Annotated in this window: 18 protein-coding genes; 15 read left to right on the forward strand and 3 right to left on the reverse strand. The window is 44.4% G+C overall.

Annotated elements, in window-relative coordinates; all coding sequences use genetic code 11:
* Nucleotides 1–11 precede the first annotated feature (11 nt).
* The 4 genes from AC04MM_RS02575 to AC04MM_RS02590 are packed head-to-tail and all read left to right on the forward strand — an operon-like array spanning nucleotide 12 to nucleotide 3677.
* Nucleotides 12–1289 (forward strand): M16 family metallopeptidase, encoded by a 1278-nt coding sequence (locus tag AC04MM_RS02575; RefSeq protein WP_475378749.1) that lies wholly within the window; start codon nucleotides 12–14, stop codon nucleotides 1287–1289.
* Between the two features lie 56 nt (nucleotides 1290–1345).
* Entirely contained in the window at nucleotides 1346–1786 is a 441-nt protein-coding gene (gene dut / locus AC04MM_RS02580) for a dUTP diphosphatase (RefSeq protein WP_475379031.1), read from the forward strand.
* A 1-nt stretch (nucleotide 1787) separates the two neighbouring features.
* Nucleotides 1788–2867: a hypothetical protein gene (locus tag AC04MM_RS02585; RefSeq protein ID WP_475378750.1), complete on the forward strand. Its 1080-nt coding sequence runs from the start codon at nucleotides 1788–1790 to the stop codon at nucleotides 2865–2867.
* Between the two features lie 18 nt (nucleotides 2868–2885).
* On the forward strand, nucleotides 2886–3677 hold the full coding sequence (locus tag AC04MM_RS02590; protein ID WP_475378751.1) for an enoyl-CoA hydratase-related protein: 792 nt from the start codon (nucleotides 2886–2888) through the stop codon (nucleotides 3675–3677).
* Here AC04MM_RS02590 and AC04MM_RS02595 read toward each other — a convergent pair.
* The 3 genes from AC04MM_RS02595 to AC04MM_RS02605 are packed head-to-tail and all read right to left on the reverse strand — an operon-like array spanning nucleotide 3674 to nucleotide 5084.
* Nucleotides 3674–4018: an Mpo1-like protein gene (locus AC04MM_RS02595; RefSeq protein ID WP_475378752.1), complete on the reverse strand. Its 345-nt coding sequence runs from the start codon at nucleotides 4016–4018 to the stop codon at nucleotides 3674–3676. The genes AC04MM_RS02590 and AC04MM_RS02595 overlap by 4 nt on opposite strands.
* Nucleotides 4019–4035: 17 nt before the next feature.
* Entirely contained in the window at nucleotides 4036–4578 is a 543-nt protein-coding gene (locus AC04MM_RS02600) for a YIP1 family protein (protein ID WP_475378753.1), read from the reverse strand.
* A gap of 17 nt (nucleotides 4579–4595) precedes the next feature.
* Nucleotides 4596–5084, reverse strand: coding sequence for a hypothetical protein (locus AC04MM_RS02605; protein ID WP_475378754.1), 489 nt, complete (start codon nucleotides 5082–5084; stop codon nucleotides 4596–4598).
* An 87-nt stretch (nucleotides 5085–5171) separates the two neighbouring features.
* Here AC04MM_RS02605 and AC04MM_RS02610 point away from each other — a divergent pair, with 87 nt between their 5' ends.
* The 11 genes from AC04MM_RS02610 to tsaA all read left to right on the forward strand — a co-directional run bounded on the left by AC04MM_RS02610 (nucleotide 5172) and on the right by tsaA (nucleotide 18015).
* A complete protein-coding gene (locus AC04MM_RS02610) occupies nucleotides 5172–5609 on the forward strand; it encodes a hypothetical protein (protein WP_475378755.1) in 438 nt (145 codons plus the stop codon).
* A gap of 24 nt (nucleotides 5610–5633) precedes the next feature.
* Entirely contained in the window at nucleotides 5634–6494 is an 861-nt protein-coding gene (locus AC04MM_RS02615; protein ID WP_475378756.1) for an SH3 domain-containing protein, read from the forward strand.
* A 39-nt stretch (nucleotides 6495–6533) separates the two neighbouring features.
* The gene (gene mutL, locus AC04MM_RS02620; protein WP_475378757.1) at nucleotides 6534–8357 is read left to right on the forward strand and encodes a DNA mismatch repair endonuclease MutL; all 1824 of its coding nucleotides are present in this window, start codon (nucleotides 6534–6536) and stop codon (nucleotides 8355–8357) included.
* A complete protein-coding gene (gene miaA / locus AC04MM_RS02625) occupies nucleotides 8354–9304 on the forward strand; it encodes a tRNA (adenosine(37)-N6)-dimethylallyltransferase MiaA (protein WP_475378758.1) in 951 nt (316 codons plus the stop codon). The genes mutL and miaA overlap by 4 nt, the downstream gene beginning before the upstream one ends.
* A gap of 38 nt (nucleotides 9305–9342) precedes the next feature.
* A complete protein-coding gene (locus AC04MM_RS02630) occupies nucleotides 9343–10233 on the forward strand; it encodes a YicC/YloC family endoribonuclease (RefSeq protein WP_475378759.1) in 891 nt (296 codons plus the stop codon).
* A 2-nt stretch (nucleotides 10234–10235) separates the two neighbouring features.
* Nucleotides 10236–10820, forward strand: coding sequence for a guanylate kinase (gene gmk, locus AC04MM_RS02635; RefSeq protein ID WP_475378760.1), 585 nt, complete (start codon nucleotides 10236–10238; stop codon nucleotides 10818–10820).
* A 59-nt stretch (nucleotides 10821–10879) separates the two neighbouring features.
* On the forward strand, nucleotides 10880–11119 hold the full coding sequence (gene rpoZ / locus AC04MM_RS02640; RefSeq protein WP_475378761.1) for a DNA-directed RNA polymerase subunit omega: 240 nt from the start codon (nucleotides 10880–10882) through the stop codon (nucleotides 11117–11119).
* Between the two features lie 105 nt (nucleotides 11120–11224).
* Nucleotides 11225–13468 carry a RelA/SpoT family protein gene (locus tag AC04MM_RS02645; protein ID WP_475378762.1) on the forward strand — a complete coding sequence of 748 codons (2244 nt, stop codon included), beginning with the start codon at nucleotides 11225–11227 and terminating at the stop codon, nucleotides 13466–13468.
* Nucleotides 13468–14034 (forward strand): hypothetical protein, encoded by a 567-nt coding sequence (locus tag AC04MM_RS02650; protein WP_475378763.1) that lies wholly within the window; start codon nucleotides 13468–13470, stop codon nucleotides 14032–14034. The genes AC04MM_RS02645 and AC04MM_RS02650 overlap by 1 nt, the downstream gene beginning before the upstream one ends.
* A 61-nt stretch (nucleotides 14035–14095) precedes the next feature.
* Nucleotides 14096–17266: an isoleucine--tRNA ligase gene (ileS, locus tag AC04MM_RS02655; RefSeq protein WP_475378764.1), complete on the forward strand. Its 3171-nt coding sequence runs from the start codon at nucleotides 14096–14098 to the stop codon at nucleotides 17264–17266.
* Nucleotides 17266–18015 carry a tRNA (N6-threonylcarbamoyladenosine(37)-N6)-methyltransferase TrmO gene (tsaA, locus tag AC04MM_RS02660; protein ID WP_475378765.1) on the forward strand — a complete coding sequence of 250 codons (750 nt, stop codon included), beginning with the start codon at nucleotides 17266–17268 and terminating at the stop codon, nucleotides 18013–18015. The genes ileS and tsaA overlap by 1 nt, the downstream gene beginning before the upstream one ends.
* The last annotated feature ends 37 nt before the right edge of the window (nucleotides 18016–18052 follow it).

An 18052-nucleotide genomic window follows, 5' to 3' on the forward strand; every position in this document is an offset into this window, starting at 1 on the left:
TTTAAGAGATAATGTCGTCTCACTTTAAAAAATCTATATTATCTAACGGAGTGCGTGTGGTGAGTGAATATCATCCGCACTCTAAGTCTGTGGCGATAGGCGTGTGGGTTTTAACTGGCACGCGTGATGAAGATCCTGAACAAATCGGGATGTCGCATTTTGTTGAGCATATGGTCTTTAAGGGCACAAAAAAGCGCACGGCCTACCAGATTGCAAAATCCTTAGAATCTTTAGGTGGTGATTTAAATGCTTACACCACTCGTGAACACACCACCTATCACTGTACAGTATTAAAAGAGGACTGGAAAACCGGTTTAGAGGTTTTATCAGATCTTGTATGCAATATGAAAATCTCGAAAAAGGATTTTGAGCTTGAGAAAAAAGTCATTTTGCAAGAAATCCAGATGAGTGACGATTCTCCGGAAGAAATCATTTACGATTATTTATTTGAACACAGTTATGCCAATCATCCGCTCGGCCGCCAGATTTTAGGTAAGGCAGAAACGTTATCTAAACTTACGCAGAAAAGTCTTTATGATTTTTACAATAAATTCTACCAAGGCAGTAATTTAATTGTTTCAGCTGCTGGTCCGTTAGAGCACGATGCTTTGGTGATTGAAGCCCAGAAGATGTTCCGCTCACGCAAGAAATTTACCGTGCCGGATACTCGCCGGGCTCCACGCTGGAAGGCCGCTCGTAAATTCTATGATGATGATTCTGAACAGGTTCATATACTTATGGGGCTGCCTGCGACCAGTTTTCACGACAAATACCGCTTTGAGGCGTTTATCGTAAACTCGTTACTGGGCGGCGGTATGACGTCAAAGCTGTATCAGGCCGTGCGTGAAAAGCAGGGCCTGGCCTACAGTGTGTTTTCTTCTTTAAATACGCAGGTTGATTCAGGCAATATCACGATTTATGCCGGTACTGATCCGAAAAAAGTTAAAAAAGTTATTACCATAATTAAAGATGAATTATTAAAAATTAAAAAAGAGGGTATTAAAAAATCCGATTTGGATTTGTTTAAAACCCAGGTTCGCGGCCAGTTATTAATGGGCTCTGACGATATTGAAAACCGCATGACTTCACTGGGTGTGAACGAAATGATTTTTGAAGACTACCGTTCGGTAGAAAGTGTTATTCAAGAAGTTGAAGCCGTGGATGAAAAATCAATAAGAGCTTATCTGAAAGATCATTTTGATCTGGAAAAAATGGCTATTATCTTAATGGGCCCGCACGTTTCAAAAATGAAACCATGGGTTATGGATATCGACTTCTCGCGCCGGTAGGTGCGCGGATGTGCAGAGAGGCGAAGCTGGACTTCGCCGTGATGGAGACAATTATGATGCAAGTTAAAATTAAAAAATGGCCACACTTTAAAGGTGAATTACCGGCGTACCAGTCACATGGTGCCAGCGGCTTTGATGTGCGTGCGCAGTTAGAGAAACCGATCACGTTAAGGCCGATGGAGCGTGCAATGGTTCCGACGGGATTGACGTTTGAAATTCCGGTCGGCTATGAGATTCAATGCCGCCCACGCAGTGGATTGGCGGCAAAACAAGGTTTATCGGTTTTAAATACTCCGGGTACGATTGATGCCGATTACCGTGGTGAAGTAAAAGTGATTTTAATTAACCTTGGTCAGGAACCGATCACAATTAACGATCAAGAGCGCTGTGCGCAGTTTGTGATTTGCCCGATTATCCAGGCAAGCTTTCAGGTTGTTGAAGAATTATCAGATACAGCCCGTGGTGCCGGCGGATTTGGTTCGACAGGAAAGAATTGATTTGAAAGAGGCGGCAAGAAACATTTTTTTTGCTGTCGCGGTTATTGCCGTTGTAGTTCTTTGGTACGGTATTTCCAATAATTTCTCTGGCGTTATTACGGCCAAAGATGAATTTAAGCCATCGGCTGAAACCCTAAAAGCCCAATTACAATCTGAACAGGCGCCGGCCTTGGATGCCGGCGAAGTCGCAGCTACCACGACGACTGTCAGTGCGACAGAACAGGCCGTGGTTTCACAGCCGCTGTCAGCGCACGAAATTTACTTACAGAGTGCCCTTTGCCGCTCCCAGCACGATGATCTGCTGGCAAAAAAATCCTATGCCGAAATCGTTCAGGAGCGAAAAGCCAACCCGCAACGTTATGATGTTAAATGTTTTATGGTCAACGAGTCGGTTGATCAAAGTATCCTGCAGCGCTGTTTAGGTGAAAGTGCGGCAACCGGTCTTACCGGTGACCAGGTTCGCGAAGTGATGTGTCAGGCCTTTTTAAAAGTGTATCAGACGTATGTTACAGATTACCGGTTTCCAGATTCGCTGGATGTAAAAAGTCTGCCGCAGGAAGTTTTGCAGAAAAAAATCCAGGCCCAATTATTAAAACATGTTAAAAATCCGAATTTATTGCTGGCGATGACCAAAACCTTGATTGAATCGTACCCGAATGATTTTGACGCTTTAAAAGTTTATATTAAAGCACTGGGTTTCGGGCAAAGGCCGCAAATGTATGCCGAAGGCGGGCCGCTATTTAAATATGTGGTCAGAGCCTACGGCTTAAACCCGCGTGATCTTGAAATGCGCGAGATGTATATGTACGCATTAATTCACTCAGCAGATGGTGAAAAAAAATTGTTACAGGTGTTTCCCAACGTCAAAGAAGACGGCAAGCTTCAGGCCTTAAGATATTACTACTTAGCCTGGGCTGGCTGGAACAAAGGGGATCGCACTCAGGCGCTGAATAATTTAGAATTTGCCAAATCGCTTTCTAATAATGACGCCCGCTATTCTGAGACCTATGATAAAGTAAAAGATGAGATAAATGTGCCGAAAGCAGAAGGCCTGTTTTATCTGTCGTTTTCATTGATTTAAACTTAGAGGTAAAAAGCTATGACACAGAAATTACCGCATCTGATGACTGAGATTAAGAACCAGAACCAGCTCTGGATCACCCTGGATCACTCTGAAAAAATGAATGCCATCAGCTATGAAATGATCGACTCATTAACGACTACTCTTTTTAAGGCTGAGATGAATCCTGATGTTAAGGTGATCGTAATCCGCGGTGCAGGTAAAGCTTTTTCGGCCGGCGGTGATGTCCAGGCGATGAAAGATAAAGCCGGCATGTTTCAGGGTGACAGTAATGAGCTTCGTATGCGCTATATGCAGGGGATTCAGAAAATCCCGAAGTGCATGGAAGATCTGTCTAAGCCGATTATTGCTATGGTCAATGGTGCCGCCATCGGTGCCGGATGTGATCTGGCGATGATGTGCGATCTGCGTATTGGCTGTGAAGAGTCCAAGTTCGGCGAAACTTTTGCCAAACTTGGGTTGGTTCCTGGTGATGGCGGTACTTTTTTCTTAACCCGTATCGTTGGCTTTGCCAAAGCGATGCAGATGACCATGACCGCAGAGATTATCAGCGGCAAAAAAGCATTTGATTTCGGATTGATGAATTATTTCGTCGAAACCGCAGAACTGGAAAAAGAAACCGCCCTGTTGGCGGCAAAAATCGCGGCTTTGCCAGCGGTCGCACTACAGATGGCCAAAAAATCGCTAAAGGCTGCGTACCTGCACGATCTGCAGGTTAATCTGGATTTACTGGCGGCGTTTCAGGGGATCGCCCAGCGAACTCCCGATCACGAAGCTGCGGTAAATGCTTTTTTTGATAAAAAATCTTAGAACGAATAGGTGCGGGATTTTTCGATGTCTTTATCGAGTTTTCCCGTCAGAAAATAAAAATACATTTTAAAATCAGAGATTAAACTCCAGAGCGGGTACTTAAAGGTCGCCGGACGGTTGTGTTCAACTTTAAAGTGGCCGATCCAGGCAAAGGCATAACCTGCAAGCGGGCACAGCCAGAACAGCTGGTAATTCTGGCTGAATAATGCAGCGACCGCAAAAAGGATAACTAAAGTTGTGCCGATGTAGTGAAGTTTACGGTTGGTCGGGTGGGCGTGCTCCTGCAGATAAAAAAACCAAAATTCTTTGTACGTCTGAATTCTGTTACCTGTGTGGGGCATGGGTTGATTCCTTTAAATTAAATATATTTATTTAATAACCAGGTTGCCAATACCAGTAAGTACAGAAAGACCGCAATCTGGTACGAACGTTTACGGTCGACCTGAAAGTTTTCTGTTAACCCCACCACGCACAGTAAGCTGGTAAAACCAAAGCCGATTAACGTGACCGGCGGAAAGTATTCTGAGGCGATCTGAAAAATATAGAAAGGAATCGACGCCAGTGTTACAAACGCGAAAAGACGGCGATAGCTTTCGGTGCGGTTTTCAAAAAACTGAAAGTAGTAATAGAAAAATGTCGTAAGTAACATGCTTGAGACCGTCGATACGATCGGCATTAGAAAAATACCTGAAAGGGCGCGCAACAGATTCAGTTTGATCGCACCGGCTAAAACGCCGGAGACCACGGCGAAAGTAATTTGTACGACGATAAGAGACATCCAGTCCCAAGACGGAATTTCTGTGATTTTAAGTACGGGATTTTTAACGAACTCTTTAAGGTAATGAAGAATTTCTCTTACGTTCGTTTTCTGCGGGTTCATCTGGGGGTTAACTTCTCTCATGAATGAAATTATCGCACCTATTCAGACAGGAAATCAAGTTCTGCCAGCTTCACGCAGTGATCTATAAAGGCATACCAGGTATCTTTGCCGGCATTTACGAACAGATTCTGCGGATCAGTGACCGAATAACCCAAGTATTTAAGCCAGCACCGGTGAAGTGAGTATGAAAGTGAGCTTGTGCGGTAGTTCGGTTTAAAAGTTTCGCCGATAATATTTATGGTCGCATTTTTTACCAGTTTCAGGCTCTGCGAAAACTCCTGGTAGGTTTGTTCGTCGATAATGATATGGGTGTTATCAAGTTCAGACAGACGGTTTGTAAAAGCCTGTTGGCGTAAGGATTTATTGTTAAACGGCAGCTGCATGACAGATACGCGGTAGCCATGCTCGTACAGGACCTCAGGCAGATCCCCCCAGGGTTTTTGATAATGAAAGATGCTCTTTGGACCAGAGACCAGTATCAGAGGGCGTTTAGTCAATAAACAGTTTGGTTTTAGTTCTAACTTCATAGTCTCGCTTAGGTCTTAGGGCTAATCCTTTAAACAGGCTGTCTAGAGCATAGAAAATAATCCTGATCTTTGGCAAACTAGAAATATATGATTCAAATGCAAAACCGTAAATCCTGCTACTGTGCTTTTTGTAAGAATACCCGCAAGGTTTATGCGAGTAAGCACATGAGTCTTTCAGCTATCGTCGGCATGGTGGTCTTAAGTTACGTGATGACCTATGCCATCTGGCACCAGCCGGATATCCGCGGGCTTGTTATTTTAGGCACTTTGCTGATGGTCGGTGAGACGGCCACCCAACTGCGTTGGCGCCAGTCGATGGTGTGTCAGCACTGCGGATTTGATCCCGTTATTTATGTGCGCAGCCCGGAACTTGCCGGTGCTAAGATTAAAGAATTTATGAAAATACGTTCAGAGCGCCCGGAGTTTTTATTAAAGCCGGCTCTGAATTTAGCTACGCGCCGCGCGCAGGCCACTTCTGAATCACCTAATAACCGCCGTGGTGAAAATTTATCCTTGCGTGGATAATCTGTTGATTTAATAATTACGGTGATGCGAATAGCTTCACTGGTTTTTATTTCTATTCTTCTTTCATTTAGTTGTGTTTTCGCGCAAAACAAAGGCCGTGTAATTAATAACGATACCGATGTGTATGGAAAAGCGGATTTTGATGCGCAGGTTATCGGTAGCGTGGATCCGGATGAAACTTTTTTAGTCTCAAAAAAAATATACGGTGGCGCATTTTACAAGGTTAAATTTAAAGATGGCACTATCGGATATATCCCTGATACGGATGTATATATCGAAGGTATCGGTACCGTGAAAGAGACGCCGTTTCGCGGTGAAGAGATCGATCCGAAAAGTAAAAAATCCCAGCGTAAAAACGAAGATGATGAAGATCCGTCTGAAGATACCGAAAATCCGAATATTAACTATAAAGGGGTTACTTTTTCGTTAATTAATTTTCGTGAAGATACGATGGGAGGCAGCCAGATTTCTGATCTTGCCGCTTACGGATTTCGTTTTCAGCCGATGCAGGGTAACTACCAATCAGGCTTAGCCTATGACTTGATGGTGGCAACCCAGCCTCCGGATTATTACGAAGAAAAAACCGGCGCTAAGACCTCTGGTGCTGTAATTTGGGGCAGTGCGGGAATTTCGAATGTTTCTGCGTTAAATTCAAACACTTCGCTGCGCTACGGGGCCGGTCCGTTTTTGCGTTATTCAAATTTTACCATTTCGGATGCGCCCTTACGCCCCCAGAGCAAATATAACCTGCAGGATTTGACGGCGGGCCTGGATTTTCAGTTTGGTATCATGCTTCACAGCCGCTACGTGACGATGGATTTAGGCCTTCGTTATTTCTGGGATAAAGAGAGCTACGGCGGCTTCGGCGTCGGTTTCTTATTCTAATTTCTTGAAACTGTAATTCGCCCTGATTAGAATCCTCGCATGAATAATATTCAGGTTTTGTCTCCCGATGTCGTGAATCAGATTGCCGCTGGTGAAGTGGTCGAACGTCCGTCACATCTTGTGAAAGAGCTTGTTGAAAACTCACTTGATGCTAATTCAACGCAGATTCAGATTGATGTGAACTTCGGCGGTAAATTTATCAAGATCACCGATAACGGCGATGGTATCGTTAAAGAAGATCTGCCTTTAGCTTTGCAACGTCATGCGACCAGTAAAATCACCCAAACCAACGATCTTTGGAAGTTATCAACCTATGGTTTTCGCGGTGAAGCTTTAGCCTCAGTGGCTGCGGTTTCAAAACTGACCTTGATGAGTAAAAGCAAAAATGCGAAGTCGGGTTTTCAGATTAAATCCGATTTCGGCTTGATCAGTGAGGTCATGCCGTCATCGATCGATCAGGGCACCCAGCTTATTGTGGACGCTTTGTTTGAGAATGTTCCGGCCCGTTTAAAATTTTTAAAATCTGATTCTGCCGAACTTGCGCAGATCCGCAATGTGATCCGTGCACTTGCTTTGGCGTACCCGCAGGTTGAGTTTAAACTGATCGAAAACGGCAAGCTGGATTTGTTTTTTAAGGCACAGCCAGCGGCCCAAGATCTGTCGGTGCGGGCCTCGCAGGTGCTGGGGTTAGATAAGATCTATATTCAGGAGAACCGCTATAAATCATTTGTGGTTAAAGCCTATTTTTCATCACCGCATGATGTGGCTAAGACCTCAAAAAATATCTGGATCTTTGCGCAAAAGCGCTGGATTCAGGATCGCGGTCTGCAAGCGGCAATTACCGAAGCTTACCGCAGCCTGCTGATGCATGGGGAATACCCGCAGGTGGTGATTGACCTTGAATGTGCGCCGGATTTAGTCGATGTAAATATTCACCCGACAAAATCACAGGTTAAGTTTCAGGATGCTTCAGAGGCGTTTCGTGCCGTGCATGGGGCGGTCAGACAAGGCTTAGAATTAGCGCCGTGGATTCCGAAAGTTTCGCCAGCAAACAGTGATAACAAAGCTCCGGCACAACCGGCGGGAGCAAGTTATCAGTCTTTTGTACGTGAAATTCCGGCCATGCAGGTTTCTGATCAGACCCGCTTTACCGATCTGGGATCGTCGTTAGGAAACACACAGTTTAAAACCAAGTTAAGTGTGCTTGAGCAGCTGTCGCAGTTAAAAGTTGATTCGACGCCTGTTGAAGATTTGGCGGTTGCACAGACCGGCGGCGGCTACTGGTCAAGCCTGCAGGTTTTGGGACAGCTTAATTTAACCTACTTAGTTTGCCAGAAGCATGACCGGATGATTTTAGTTGATCAGCATGCAGCCCATGAACGTGTGGCTTTTGAAAAGCTGATGCGTAAGTGGAAGGGCGGAGCCATCGACCAGCAGGATTTTCTGTTTCCGCTGGCGATTGATTTATCTCCGGAAAAAACCGAGGCCTTATTGGCCCAGAGTGAAAACATCGCCAAAATGGGAATCGAGATTGAATCCCTCGGGCCTACGGTGATCGGGGTAAAATCAGCACCGTTGTTTGTTAAAGAAGCGGCATTGCCGAAAATTTTTGATAAGATGGCCACTGATCTCGTTGATTACGGCGGCAGTTACTCTTTAGAAAAATCGATCGCCGATCTGTTTGCCACGATGGCCTGTCATTCGGTGGTGCGCGCCGGGCAGAGTCTGTCGCCGGCAGAAATGGTAGAACTTTTAAAAGCAATGGATGAGTTTCCGTTATCCTCGTTTTGCCCGCACGGAAGACCCGTGTCGATTGAGTTTAATTTTTCGGACATTGAAAAGCAGTTTGGTCGTACCCTGTGAGAGAACAAACCAAAGTCATCTTTGTCGTGGGTCCTACAGCCTCAGGCAAAAGCCAGCTGGCGCTGCATTTGGCGCAAAAGTTTAATGGCTGCATCATCAATATTGATAGTGTGCAGTTTTACGAAGGGCTGATCGTCGGATCGGCGGCACCCAGTGAAGCCGATAAAAAACTGGTTCCGCATTATTTATTTTCTTATGTGAAAGCGCCGCAGGAGATGACGGCCGGCCAGTATATCCGTGATTTTTATGAATTAATTGAGTCAGGTAACGTCAGTACGCCGATTTTTGTGGTCGGCGGCACGGGATTTTATATTCAGGCGCTGGAAAAAGGCATGTACGATCTGCCTGAAGTCAGCGAAGAAATTAAACAAGAAGTCTTAAGTGATTTTGAAACTTTCGGCAGTGAAAAAATGTTTGCCGAACTTAAAAGTTTTGATCCCGACACCGAACTGCACCCGAACGATCATTACCGCATAGGCCGCGCCCTGGAAGTGAAGCGGGCTTTTAATTTAAAGATGTCTGAATTTAAATCGGCAGCTTCTAAAGGTGCGGCGGCCGCAGAAAATAAAAATAAACTGCCGTATCCGTCGATGAAAATCGGCTTAACCTTTGAGGCTTCGGCTAAAGAAAAATTTATGAACCGCGTGCATGCCCGCACTTTAAAAATGCTTGAAGAGGGTATTATCAGCGAGACGCAAAGTTTTTTAAGTCAGGGCTATGAAAACTGGGCGCCGTTATCCAGTGTAGGCTACCTTGAAACGAAAGCCTATTTACAGGGAGCGCTGACCCGCGAGCAATTGCCGGCGGCTATCACCCAGGCGACGATGAAGCTGGTTAAAAAACAGAAAACCTGGTTTAAGCGGGATACGACTATACTTTGGTCGGATGTTTTTACCCCTGATTACGGGGGCATAGAGTCGGCTGTTCAGGACTTCTTAGCAAACTAACTTTGACGCTTAAGTGTTAAGCGCACTATCATTGATTAATGAAGAGCATGACTGGCTACGGACTCTGCCGGGCCCAAACCAATGAAGTAGCATTAGAGATCAGTATCAGAGCGGTTAATGGTCGCTTTTTAGAAACCCGTTTTCACTTACCAAAACCTTATTTTATCTTTGAATCCGACCTGAAAAAAAGGCTGCAGGTTTACGCTTTACGCGGAACTATTGATATTTACATTTCCCGCAAGCTCAAAGCGAGCCACACCGCCGGCAAAATCGTGATCAACACGCGTCTGGCGCAAGAATACTTAAAATCGTTCAAGAAATTAGCCAAAGATTTAAAGATGAACGAGGCTATCCGCTTTGACCTGATCTCGCGCCAAAACGATGTGATCGTGATGGAAGAAGTCGATACTTTAAACCCGCAGGAAGTGGTTTTGCTTAAAAAAGCTTTCGAAGCAGCTTTAAAAAAATTTGAGCAAGAAAAAATCCGTGAAGGCGGGGCACTTAAAAAAGACCTGTCTAAAAATTTAAAAGATCTGCAAAAACACGTGTTAAAAATCTCTAAATTACGTGATGATGCGAATAAAATTTTACAGGACAAGTTCGAGGCAAAAATTAAATCTCGTTTGCCAAAAGAAGTGGTCGGCCAATCAGTTGATCCTTTACGCATTTCACAGGAGATTGTTATTCAGCTCGAGAAAGCTGATATCAATGAAGAATTGATCCGTTTAACAGAGCATTTAAAGAACTTCGAAAAGCTGATTGAAAGCTCTATTGTCGAAGGTAAAAAGCTTGATTTTTACACACAGGAATTATTGCGTGAAGTTAATACGATCGGATCAAAAAGTCAGGTTGCAGGAATCACCGAATCTGTTGTAGAAGCTAAGACACTTATCGAAAGAATCAGAGAACAGGTGCAAAACATAGAGTAGATATGAACAGCAGTAACAGCAGCAAAGCCACTCCTACAAAAATGATCATCGTGGCTGCTCCAAGCGGAGCAGGCAAGAGTAGTTTTGTGGAAAAATTGGCCGCTGAAGATAAACGTTTGCACGACGTAGTTACCTACACCACGCGTTCTATGCGAACCGGCGAAAGCCAGGGTAAACCTTACTTCTTTATCAGCGCTGAAGACTTTGAACAAAAAAAGAAGGAAAACTTCTTTATCGAGTGGGCTAAGGTTCACACCAATCATTACGGAACCTCGTACGAGCAGTTACAAAGCGCTTGGGATAACGGCAAGGTCGTTATCATGGATATCGATATCCAGGGTGTTGCGACATTTAAAAGCAAGTACCCGGATGCGAAAACTGTGTTCATCTTGCCGCCGTCGCTGGATGAGTTGAGACGCCGCGTTATCAAGCGTGACGGTAATCCGCCGCCTGACCTGGAAGTGCGCATGCAAAATGCCGAAAAAGAGATGGCTAAGGCCCATGAATTTGACGTTAGAATCGTCAATGACGACTTTGAGCGCTCTTTTGCCGAATTTAAGAAGATCGTAGACGCCTGGCTAGCTTAATTCCTTGAAAAATCACTAAGTTAAGGGTACAACTTACTACTTAAACCGGAGGTCCACCCATGGCTCGTGTAACCGTTGAAGATTGCTTAGATAAAGTTCCTAACCGTTTTGCTTTAGTTTTATTAGTAGCTAAACGCGCAAAGCAATTACTTAAAGGCGGCGAGTGCACGGTTGCGACTCGTAACAACAAATACATCGTTAACTCTCTTCGTGAAGTGGCGATCGGTAACGTCGTTTTCGACACGAAAGTTGACGAGACGATGGCTCGCGAAGACATGTTGAAAGATTTAAACAAATAGTTTGTTTAGGCCTAGGTCCGAATCAGTTAAATTTTGTTAAAAACCCGCTCACAAGGCGGGTTTTTTCATTTAAAATATCTGGATAGGGCGAGGTGCTTTACCACGATGGCTGATTTTTCTTCTCCGACTTCACATCTTGATGATCGTTTACCGACGAAGCCGGTGAAAACCGTCGAAGACCTTTTAAATAAAATCAGAACCTATTACCCACAGGCCGATCTGCAGATCGTGGAAAAGGCTTATTTATTTTCCGAGAAAGCCCACGAGGGACAGCTGCGCAGATCGGGTGAGCCGTACATTTCCCATCCGTTATCAGTTGCCGGAATCCTGGCTGATTTAAAACTCGATTTAGATACCATTATGACCGGCTTACTGCACGACACTGTCGAAGACACCGCGGTTACATTAGATGATATTAAGCGTGAATTCGGCGAAACGGTAGCTTACTTAGTTGATGGTGTAACTAAAATCGGTCAGATGAATTTTCGTAACAGCTTTGAAAAGCAGGGCGAAAATATCCGTAAGATGATCGTGTCGATGGGTAAAGATGTACGCGTCGTTTTAGTAAAGCTTGCAGACCGCCTGCACAATATGCGCACGCTTAACCACATGCCGTACGAAAAACAAAATCGTATCGCACAAGAAACCCTGGAAATTTACTGCCCGCTGGCCGGCCGTATCGGTATCAGTGCTTTAAAGATCGAATTAGAAGATCTGTGTTTTAGATATTCGCGCCCTGATAAATACTATGAACTTGTTCAGTTGATCAAAAAAACAGAAGCAGACACTGACCGCTACATCGAAGAAGTAAAAAGAAATGTCAGTGAGGTTTTGAGCAAGTCGACAATTAAAAATTATAAAATTTACGGCCGATCGAAGCACTTATGGTCGGTTTACAGAAAAATGACATCGCGTAATCTTGATTACGATCAGATTTACGATGTGTTGGCGTTTCGTATTATCGTGAGCAGTGTGGTTGAGTGTTACGAAGTGCTTGGTTATATCCACTCGATCTGGAAACCGATTCCAGGGCGTTTTAAAGATTTCATCGCCATGCCGAAATCAAATAATTACCAGTCACTGCACACCACCGTGATCGGCCCGGGCGGTGATCGTATCGAGATCCAGATCCGTACCGAAGAAATGCATTTGATCGCTGAAAAAGGTATCGCCGCACACTGGAACTATAAAGAGCGCGGAAACCTAACCGGTGATAAATTACAGCAGGCCAACTGGCTTCGTGAGTTAGTTTCATTGCACCAACAGTCAGAATCATCGGATGAGTTTTTAGAAACCGTTAAGACTGATTTGATGGAAAAAGATATTTACGTGTTCACCCCGCGTGGAGATGTAAAAGAACTTCCGGAAAATTCAACACCGGTCGATCTGGCCTATGCGATTCACACCAATTTAGGTAATACCTGCACCGGTGCGCGCGTAAACGGGCGTATGGTTCCGCTCAAACATGCCCTGCAAAACGGGGATCGTGTCGAGATTTTAACCTCTAAAACCCAGTCGCCCTCGAAAGACTGGTTAAAGTTTGTTGTTACCAATAAAGCCAAATCAAAAGTGCGCCAGTTCGTTAAAGAAGAGCAGCGCCGAAATGCACTCGCTATGGGTAAAGACCTGGTCGAAAAAGAATTTCGCAAATTCGGCATGGCTGCATCCCGCTATTTAAAAGGGGATCTGTTTGATAAGTACATCCGCGAAGCGGGTGTGGTTGACGTTGATGATCTGTATGTAAAAGTCGGTTACGGTAAAACTGAACCGCGTCATTTGATTTCTGCCCTGGTTCCTGAAGAGCAGCAGAAAATTGCCGATGCTAAAGAAGCTAAACATGAACCGGCATCGTTCATGGAGAAAGTCGTTAAATCGGCCAAATCGAAAAAACGTAAAACCAATTCTCTGGTTTCTGTTGACGGTATGGATGATGTGTTAGTGCATTTTGCCAAGTGCTGCGCGCCGATTCCGGGTGATCCGATCTCGGGATTTATTTCACGCGGTAAAGGGATCATGATTCACAGAAGTGATTGCCATAAGGTGTTTGAATTAGATCAGATGCGCAGGGTAGATGTGGCGTGGACAACAAAATCCGCAGGCGAAGGACAAGAGCGTTCAGTGCGCCTGGAAGTGATCGGTCAAGACGTGCCAGGATTGTTAAAACTGATGTCAGAGGCCTTTTCAGCCCAGGGGATTAATATTGAATCAGCCCAGATCAGAACTACCCGCGATAAAAAAGCGGTCTGTGTGTTTGAGATTTCAGTTAAAGATTTAACCCAATTAACCAACTCGATATTAGCGTTACAGAAAATCAAAGGTATTATCGGCGTTAAACGTGTGACCGAGTAATGAACAGTAAAGCTGTCCGTGCCATTGTTATTGTTTTAGTCGGTCTGTTACTGGGCTCGTATTTTAAAAATATCAAAGATAATAATCAGCCTGCGATGGAATGGCAGCCAATTCAGTTTAAAGAACTAAGTTTTACCTCGCCGTTTAAAATCGAAACTGATCCTGAGCCGGTCGATTATCCGCCGGAAGTTGATGTATTGATCAAAGAATTTCAGCAGTGGCGGGCCATTAAAAGTGGCGATGTTCAACTGGGTGTAGCCAGAATTGTTTACCACGATCAGGCAAATATTTCTGTAGATGGAGCTGCCACCGGCTCGATCAATTCTATGGCGCGCGGTTATGGCGATACCACGCCGGTGCCTAACTTTGAGCCGATTCAAAACAAACCTTACGAGGGTTTAATAGCCATCTACAATACCACCGTCGAAAGTAAAAAAATGCTTATTCGTGGGGCTTATATTGTGCGCGGTCAGAACCTGTATATGCTTATTGCGATTTTTCCCGAAGGTGCGTTTGCTGAAAACGATGTCTATAAAATTTTTGACTCGATCGAGTTTAAAGACTAACAGCTGACGCAACGCCAAATCGTGTCAAGTTTCTTAAAAACCTGTTAAATATTAAGGACCTATGACAAATGCAAACACACGTTCAAATCCGTACTCAGCCGTTAAACCCGATGTCAATCTTGCCAAGCAAGAAGAAGGCATTCTTAACTTCTGGGATCAGGAGAAAATTTTTGCGCGCTCGTTAGATCCAAAAGGCAAAAAAACTTACAGCTTCTACGACGGGCCTCCGTTTGCAACCGGTCTTCCGCATTACGGCCACTTACTTGCCGGCGTGCTCAAAGACGTGGTTCCTCGTTACTGGACAATGAAGGGTTACACTGTGCCTCGTCGTTTCGGTTGGGATTGTCATGGTCTTCCGGTTGAATACGAAATCAATAAGACGCATAAAATTGAAAGCCGCAAAGACGTTTTCAAAATGGGTGTGGCCAATTACAACGACGCTTGCCGCTCGATTGTAAAACGTTATTCGAACGAGTGGAAAACCACGGTTCGCCGTGTGGGCCGCTGGGTCGATATGGAAAACCCGTATTTCACGATGGATGTTTCATTCATGCAATCGGTGTGGTGGGTATTCCAGCAATTATTTAATAAAGGTTTAATCTACGAAGGTTACAAAGTCGTTCCGTACTCAGTAGGTATCTCAACGTCACTTTCAAATTTTGAAGCCAATCAGAATTATAAAATGGTTCAGGATCCGGCGATCACGGTGATGTTTAAATTATTAAATACTCCGGATACGGCTGTAATGGCCTGGACAACAACGCCTTGGACATTACCTTCTAACTTAGCTCTAGCTGTTGGTAATGACATCGAATACGTAAAAGTCTTAGAAAAAGCGACCGGCAGAAAACTTATTGTGGCGAATGCCTTACTTGGTTCAGTTTGGAAAAAACCGGCTGATGAAGTTGAAGTTATTCAGATGATGAAGGGCTCAGAACTTGTTGGGTTATCTTATGAGCCGCTATTTGCATACTTTGCTGATCGCGCAGATAAAGGCGCATTCCGCATTATTCCTTCCGATCACGTAACCACTGAAAGCGGTACTGGTGTAGTTCATATGGCGCCAGCGTTTGGTGAAGACGATTACTACGCTTGTGCTAAAGCCGGTATTCCGATGGTTAATCCGGTGGATGACGATGGTATGTTCACAGCTGAAGTTCCTGATCACGCCGGTAAACGGGTAAAAGATGCCGATAAAGATATTATCGCTGATCTAAAAAAACAGGGAAAATTATTTAAGCAAGATACCATTCAGCATAGCTATCCATTTTGCTACCGTTCAGATACGCCGTTAATTTATCGTGCGGTATCAAGCTGGTTTGTGGCTGTTGAAAAAATCAAAGAAGAATTAATTGCCAATAACAAACAAACTAACTGGGTTCCGGATCACTTGCGCGACGGTCGTTTTGGTAATTGGCTAGAAGGTGCTCGTGACTGGGCGATTTCGCGTAACCGTTTCTGGGGAACGCCGCTTCCGATCTGGAGAAATTCAGAAGGTGAAGTGATCTGTATCGGCTCGCGTGCAGAACTAGAAAAACTGTCAGGTCAGAAGATCGATGATCTGCATATTGAGTTCGTTGATAAAATCACCATTCCATCGCCGACAGGTAAATCGCCACTTAAACGTGTAGATGGTGTTCTGGATTGCTGGTTTGAATCAGGTTCTATGCCATACGCGCAGTGGGGTTATCCTGAAACTTCGGTTGAAGATTTCAAAAAAGCTTTTCCTGCCGATTTTATCGCAGAAGGTTTAGATCAGACGCGTGGCTGGTTTTATACCTTATCAATCATCGGGACAGCGTTATTTAACCAGGCGCCGTTTAAAAACGTAGTCGTGAACGGTTTAGTTTTGGCTGAAGACGGTCGTAAGATGTCTAAGTCGTTAAAAAACTACCCTGATCCGATGGAAGTTTTAAATCAGCATGGTGCCGATGCTCTACGTTTATATTTAATCGATTCGCCGGTCGTAAAAGCGCAGGAGTTAAAATTTTCTGAAAAAGGCGTTTACGATATCGTTCGTAAGATCCTGCTTAGATGGTGGAACTCGTATTCGTTTTTTGCCAACTACGCCAATATCGACGGCTTTATCCCTAAAGGTGATGCGAAGCAATCGCCGAACATCTTAGATCAGTGGGTTTTATCTAGATTAAACGGTCTGATAGCAAACACGCACAAAGAGATGGACGCTTACCGTCTGTACAACGTTGTGCCACACTTACTGCAATTTATCGAAGATTTAACGAACACCTATATCCGCTTTAACAGAAGTCTATTCTGGCAAGACGGCATGCCTGAAACGAAACGTTACGCCTACGAGACTTTACATGAAGTTCTTGTGACCTTAGCGCGTTTAATGGCGCCGTTTGCGCCGTTTATGTCGGAAGTCACTTACAAAAATCTGGCGCAGGTTTTAAAAGACAAGAAAGACTCTGTGCACTTAGAATCTTTTCCGGTGGCCGATCTATCAATGCTTCGTCCTGAATTAGAAGAAGCAGTAAAAGCGATGGATACGTTAGTGACGTTAGGCCGTAATCACCGTGAAAAAATCGGTGTAAAAGCGAAGATTCCGTTAAATGAAATTAAAATCATCCACAGAAGTGCAGCTTTACTTGAAACTTTAAAGAAGTTTGAACCTTACTTCGTTGACGAGTTGAACTTCCGCAAAGTGGTTTACAACCCTAATGAAGATCAATTTGTTCAAGTGACGGCTAAAGCAAACTTCCCGGTACTAGGTAAACGCCTTGGGCCGAAGATGAAGTCTGTGGGCGCTGGTATCATGGCGCTGTCATTAGAAAACATCTTAAAGCTTGAAAGCGGCGGTACAGTGACAATCGAAGGCGAAGAGATCACATTAGCTGATGTTGAAATCCGTCGTGCACCTAAAGGTGATAACGCCAATCTTTCTGTGCATCAGATTGTTTCGATTGAAGTTGATCCTACAGTAACTCCAGAGCAAGAACGTGAAGGTTTAGCTCGCGAGATCATGCGTAAGATCCAGCAAGCCCGTAAAACGGCAGATTTTCAAATGGATGATAAGATCACGCTTGAAATCGCATGTGATGGCGCTTTACTTGAAGCCTTGAACGCGCATAAAGATATGATCGTCAGTGAAACACTGACGAAAAATTTAAATATCCTGGCGTTATCAGCAGAACCTAAAGGTAAACACACCGAAACATCTGACATCGACGGTCAGGTGCTTAAACTTGGTGTGATGAACTTACCAAGATAATGAAACCACTCGGAGAAGAATTTAAATTCTCTGCGATAGGTGTGGTGCGAACTCCGTTCAAAGATCGCTTCGGAGTTCCGCGCCAGCCTGGTCTTGCAACGCAAGCTAAAGGGGTTATTAAAATTAACCCTGATCCGGATTTGAAAACTGCTCTTCGATCGCTCGAAGAGTTCTCGCATATTTGGATTGTTTTTGTTTTTCACGATCATGGTGGCAAAGACTGGAAGCCAAGTATTCGTCCGCCAAGATTGGGCGGAAATGTTAAAGTAGGCGTTCTTTCGTCGCGCTCTCCGCATCGTCCGAATCCGATTGGTATTTCTGCTGTCGTGATTGAAAAAATTGATTTAGAAGCCAGTGGCGGGCCTGAGATTCATGTTGGTGGTGTTGATCTTGTAGATGGAACTCCGGTTTTAGATATCAAGCCTTACATCGCGTACGCCGATTCAATTCCTGATGCAAAAGCGGGGTGGGCGTCTGAACCTATTCCAAGGTTTCCGGTTATTTTTTCTGAAGAGGCCGAGAAAGAAATTTTAAAGCGTGATCCAATGGGCGAAAGTAATTTACGCGCGTTGATTATCGATATCATTGAACTTGATCCAAGACCGGCTTTTCAAAAACGTCAGAACCCCGTAACCGAATCTTCTTCATGGGGCCAACGTTACGGTATCGATGTGATTGGCAATGACGTTAAGTACGAACTTCGCGAAGGTGGATTTTACGTCAATGATATTCAAGACTTAAAAAAGTAAACACATGCTCTTTAGCTCCGGCCATGACGGTGTTTCA

The organism is Bdellovibrio sp. SBM16, from assembly GCF_056175625.1.

Coding starts and splice junctions, on each gene's coding strand:
- AC04MM_RS02575 (WP_475378749.1), top strand. CDS start 12: ATGTCGTCTCACTTTAAAAAATCTATATTATCTAACGGAGTGCGTGTG.
- dut (WP_475379031.1), top strand. CDS start 1,346: ATGCAAGTTAAAATTAAAAAATGGCCACACTTTAAAGGTGAATTACCG.
- AC04MM_RS02590 (WP_475378751.1), top strand. CDS start 2,886: ATGACACAGAAATTACCGCATCTGATGACTGAGATTAAGAACCAGAAC.
- AC04MM_RS02595 (WP_475378752.1), bottom strand. CDS start 4,018: ATGCCCCACACAGGTAACAGAATTCAGACGTACAAAGAATTTTGGTTT.
- AC04MM_RS02600 (WP_475378753.1), bottom strand. CDS start 4,578: ATGAGAGAAGTTAACCCCCAGATGAACCCGCAGAAAACGAACGTAAGA.
- AC04MM_RS02605 (WP_475378754.1), bottom strand. CDS start 5,084: ATGAAGTTAGAACTAAAACCAAACTGTTTATTGACTAAACGCCCTCTG.
- AC04MM_RS02610 (WP_475378755.1), top strand. CDS start 5,172: ATGATTCAAATGCAAAACCGTAAATCCTGCTACTGTGCTTTTTGTAAG.
- AC04MM_RS02615 (WP_475378756.1), top strand. CDS start 5,634: ATGCGAATAGCTTCACTGGTTTTTATTTCTATTCTTCTTTCATTTAGT.
- mutL (WP_475378757.1), top strand. CDS start 6,534: ATGAATAATATTCAGGTTTTGTCTCCCGATGTCGTGAATCAGATTGCC.
- AC04MM_RS02630 (WP_475378759.1), top strand. CDS start 9,343: ATGAAGAGCATGACTGGCTACGGACTCTGCCGGGCCCAAACCAATGAA.
- gmk (WP_475378760.1), top strand. CDS start 10,236: ATGAACAGCAGTAACAGCAGCAAAGCCACTCCTACAAAAATGATCATC.
- rpoZ (WP_475378761.1), top strand. CDS start 10,880: ATGGCTCGTGTAACCGTTGAAGATTGCTTAGATAAAGTTCCTAACCGT.
- AC04MM_RS02645 (WP_475378762.1), top strand. CDS start 11,225: ATGGCTGATTTTTCTTCTCCGACTTCACATCTTGATGATCGTTTACCG.
- AC04MM_RS02650 (WP_475378763.1), top strand. CDS start 13,468: ATGAACAGTAAAGCTGTCCGTGCCATTGTTATTGTTTTAGTCGGTCTG.
- ileS (WP_475378764.1), top strand. CDS start 14,096: ATGACAAATGCAAACACACGTTCAAATCCGTACTCAGCCGTTAAACCC.
- tsaA (WP_475378765.1), top strand. CDS start 17,266: ATGAAACCACTCGGAGAAGAATTTAAATTCTCTGCGATAGGTGTGGTG.